Raw genomic sequence first — 3,762 nt, 5'->3', positions numbered from 1 at the left:
TGGTCGTCCTTTGGGGGCGTGATCGGCCTTCGGGTAGGCGGTGATCGTCCTCCGGGCAGGGCGGAGCCCTACACCGCCATGGGCCGGTCGTGCGGAACGATGCGGTGGGGAGGGGCCGGTGCCCGGGGGCGGGGCGGCGGCGAGCAGTGCGGGGACGGCCATGACAGGCTGGCGGCCGCTTCCGGACGTACTGCCGAGGGAGGCGCGGCACCTGGTCGAGCAGCTGCGGGCTCTGAAGGACCGTACGGGTCTGAGCCTCGCCGAGCTGGCCCGTTTCGGCCCGCGCCCGGGCGCTGCGCCGCCGGGCGCGGCCGGGCCGGGGTGTCCGATTCGTTCAAGACCGGGCCGTACGGGCCTGCCTACGGTGGCTCCATGACTGCACGATTCGATGCCATCGGCCTGGTCGTCTCCGACATGGCCGCCTCCGTCGCGTTCTACCGCCGGCTCGGGTTCGCCTTTCCGGACGGCGCCGAGGACCAGCCGCACGCCGAGGCCGGACTGCCAGGCGGGCTGCGGCTGATGTTGGACACCGAGGCGACGGTCCGTTCCTTCCTGCCCGAGTGGCAGCCGCCCGCGGGCGGGGGCCGGGCCTCGCTGGCCCTGCGCTGCGACGGACCGGAGGAGGTGGACGCGCTGTACGGGGAACTGGTCGGCTCGGGGTACCGCGGCGAGCTCAAGCCGTGGGACGCCTTCTGGGGACAGCGATACGCCGTCGTCCACGACCCGGACGGCAACGGAGTGGATCTGTACGCCCCGCTAGTGCCGTGGCAGGCAACGTTTGCCCGTTGAGGAGCGGCGTTTGGTGCGTGCTCTCGGCGTGCCGGCCGGAAGCCCTCGTACTGGACGTACTTGGGGTTTCGGCCGGTGCGGCGAGTGGGGGTACCCCCTGCCCGAGCGGAGTCGAGAGCGTGGGGGAGCGTGCCGGGCGTCGTGACCGGGGCGAACGTTGCCTGCCGCGGCACTAGCCACCGCGGCCGAGTAGCTCCCCCAGCGCAAGACCCGACAACTCCCTCACATCACGGGCCAGATGGGCCTGGTCGGCGTAGCCGGCCCGGGCGGCCGTCTGCGCGAAGGGCACACCGGCCCGGGCCAGCGCGAGGGCGCGGCGCAGCCGCAGGATGCGGGCCAGGGTCTTGGGGCCGTAGCCGAAGGCGGACAGCGAGCGGCGGTGCAACTGGCGTGCGCCGAGACCGAGTTCATCGGCGGTGGCGGCGACGGGGCGGCCCGCGTCCAGGGCGGTGACGAGCTGCCGGAGCAGCGGGTCCGGGGGTTCGGCACCGGCCGCCTGCCGCAGCGCGAGTTCCTCCAGGCCGCTCGCCGGATCGGGGGCCGCGTTCACCCGGTCGGCCAGGAGCCGCACCTGCGAGGCCGGCCACAGGTCCGCGAGCTGGACGCGCCGGTCGCGCAGCTCGTGCGCCGGCACGCCCAGCAGCACCGGTGCCGTGCCCGGGTAGAAGCGGATCCCGGCCCAGGGGCCGGTCACCCCGCCCGGGAGATAAGCGCGGGTGTCGGGCCCGGCGACCATCAGCCGCCCGTCGTGCCAGAGCAGGTCCATGCACCCGTCGGGCAGGACCCGCCCCACCCCGGGCCGGGACGGGGTGTTGGTCCACACGACCGCGCCGGGCAGCCGCGATACCCGCTCCACGTACACGTGGGCCAGGCTACGCCGCGGTCGGACGGCAGGCACGGGGGCGGACGCAGCAGGCACGGAGGGTGGCTCGACAGCAGGCACGGGCCCGGTGCCCGCCGCTACGCCACCCGCCCCCGGTACTCCACCGGGCTCACCCCGTACACCCGCTTGAACGCCGTCGACAGGGCGAACGCGCTGCCGTAGCCCACCCTGCGGGCCACCGCGTCGAGGGTGTCGGCGGAGTCGCGCAGACGGTCGGCGGCGAGGGCGAGGCGCCAGCCGGTGAGGTAGCTCATCGGGGGCTCGCCCACCAGGACGGTGAAGCGACGGGCCAGCGCGGCCCGGGACACCCCGGCCTTCGCGGCGAGCGTGGCGAGGGTCCACGGGTGGGCCGGGTCGTCCTGGAGGAGGCGCAGGACACCGCCGACGACCGGGTCGGCGAGGGCCCGGTACCAGCCCGGTGCCTCCGCCTCGGGGCGGGCGAACCAGGCCCGCAGCGCCGCGATGACCAGCAGATCCAGCAGCCGGTCCAGGACGATCTCCTGCCCCGGCTCGTCGCGGGCGATCTCCTCGGCGAGGTAGGGCGTGAGCGGGCAGTCCCACACGTCCGTCGTGAGGGTGAGCAGCGGTGGCAGGGCGTCCAGCAGCCGCCCGCCGACCTCGCCCTGCATCGGGTAGGTGCCGATCAGCATCACGGTGTCCCCGTCGAGCCGGTCGCCCCAGGTGCGCACCCCCAGGTCCATGGAGCCGTTGAGGGGCCGTCCGTCGGGGTGGCGGCACTCCTGGTGCGGAAGGATCACCGCCTGCGGCGCCGTGCCGGGGGCGTCGGCGCAGGTGTACGGGTCCGGGCCGCGGGCGATGGCGAGGTCCCCGGCCCTGAGCCGCGCGCTCTCGCCCTGGTCGGGCACGATCCACGCCTCGCCGCGGACGACGAGCATCACGGTGAGCGGGGCCCGGTCCTCGACGCGGACCGCCCACGGCGGGTCGAAGCAGGCCCTGATCATGAAGGCGCCCCGGGCGCGGGGGCCCTCCAGCAGACCGGCGAGGGGGTCCCCCCGCGTGAGCGTGGCCGAGCGTGGGGGCGGGTCCATGCGGCCAGCGTAGACGCGGTCGTATGGGAATGAGCCGTTCAGCGATGGTTCCGTGCGGGATACGGCAGTTGACTCGACGGCATGACGAACACGGCGGAGCACACGACACGGAACGCGGTACGGAACACCCAGGGCATGACGGTGGTGGTGACGGGCGCGTCGGGGCGTACCGGGAGCAGGGTGGCGCGGGCCGCGAAGGCGGCCGGGCTCACGGTGCGGGCGGCGTCGCGGGCGACGGGCTTCGACTGGTGGGACCGCTCGACCTGGGCGGACACCCTGCGTGGCGCCGATGCGGCCTATCTCGCCCACCCCTCGGACGTCGGCGCTCCGGGTGCCGCCGAGGCCGTGGGCGCACTGGCGCGGGAGGCGGTCGGGCTGGGGGTACGGCGGCTGGTGCTGCTGTCCGCACGGGGCGAGGACCAGGCGCTGCCCACCGAGGAGGCGGTGCACGCCTCGGGGGCGGACTGGACGGTCGTTCGGGCCGCGTGGTTCGCGCAGAACTTCAGCGAGGGGCCGCTGGTGGCGGAGCTGCGGGAGAGCGGTGGACTGGTCTTCCCGGCCGACGAGGTGCGTGAGCCGTTCCTCGACGTGCGGGACATCGCGGACGTGGTGGTGGCCGCGCTGACGTCCGGCGAGCGGTACGTGGGGCGCACGCTCACGCTCTCCGGGGCGCGGCTGCTGACCTTCGGGGAGGCCGTCGCCGAGATCGCCGGGGCGACGGGGCGCCCGCTGACGTACCGGGCCGTCTCGACACGGGACTACGGAGAGGCGCTGGTCGGCTTCGGTGTGCCGCGGGAGGAGGTGGCGGGCATGACGGCGATCTTCGACACCCTCCTCGACGGCCGCAACGCGCGCCTGTCGGGCGGTGTGCGGGAGGTCCTGCGCCGTGCGCCCCGGGACTTCGGCGACTTCGTGCGCGAGGAGGCCGCGGCGGGGACCTGGAAAGCGGCAAGGTCGAACAGGGCATTCCGGAGGACGACCCGCGCAATGCCGCGACCATCGCCGACAATGTGGGCGACAACGTCGGCGACTGCGCGGGCA

Annotated in this window: 4 protein-coding genes and 2 pseudogenes; 4 read left to right on the top strand and 2 right to left on the bottom strand. The window is 74.9% G+C overall.

What is annotated here, in order from left to right; translation table 11 throughout:
- Positions 1–160: 160 nt before the first annotated feature.
- A pseudogene (locus tag ABZ281_RS41960) lies at positions 161–268 on the top strand (XRE family transcriptional regulator); the annotation flags it as partial.
- Positions 269–372: 104 nt separating this feature from the next.
- Positions 373–789 carry a VOC family protein gene (locus ABZ281_RS41955; protein WP_356663215.1) on the top strand — a complete coding sequence of 139 codons (417 nt, stop codon included), beginning with the start codon at positions 373–375 and terminating at the stop codon, positions 787–789.
- A 172-nt stretch (positions 790–961) separates the two neighbouring features.
- Here ABZ281_RS41955 and ABZ281_RS41950 read toward each other — a convergent pair whose 3' ends face one another.
- Positions 962–1,651: a helix-turn-helix domain-containing protein gene (locus ABZ281_RS41950; RefSeq protein ID WP_356663213.1), complete on the bottom strand. Its 690-nt coding sequence runs from the start codon at positions 1,649–1,651 to the stop codon at positions 962–964.
- 98 nt (positions 1,652–1,749) lie between these two features.
- Complete coding sequence (locus ABZ281_RS41945) at positions 1,750–2,721, bottom strand: AraC family transcriptional regulator (protein WP_356663211.1); 972 nt, start codon at positions 2,719–2,721, stop codon at positions 1,750–1,752.
- 81 nt (positions 2,722–2,802) lie between these two features.
- Here ABZ281_RS41945 and ABZ281_RS41940 point away from each other — a divergent pair.
- Both ABZ281_RS41940 and ABZ281_RS41935 read left to right on the top strand, forming a co-directional pair.
- Positions 2,803–3,666, top strand: a pseudogene (locus ABZ281_RS41940) (NmrA family transcriptional regulator); the annotation flags it as partial.
- Positions 3,660–3,762 (top strand): sodium/proton-translocating pyrophosphatase (locus ABZ281_RS41935; RefSeq protein WP_356663217.1); only part of this gene is annotated, 103 nt, incomplete at its 3' end. The pseudogene ABZ281_RS41940 and the gene ABZ281_RS41935, both read left to right, overlap by 7 nt.

It is taken from the genome of Streptomyces sp. NPDC006265, from assembly GCF_040613555.1.
Classification (GTDB): Bacteria; Actinomycetota; Actinomycetes; order Streptomycetales; family Streptomycetaceae; genus Streptomyces.
This window is presented reverse-complemented; position numbering and strand designations above follow the sequence as displayed.

Bases quoted from the DNA above. Each gene is read 5' to 3' on its own strand.
- ABZ281_RS41945 (WP_356663211.1), bottom strand. From the start codon at position 2,721: ATGGACCCGCCCCCACGCTCGGCCACGCTCACGCGGGGGGACCCCCTC.
- ABZ281_RS41955 (WP_356663215.1), top strand. From the start codon at position 373: ATGACTGCACGATTCGATGCCATCGGCCTGGTCGTCTCCGACATGGCC.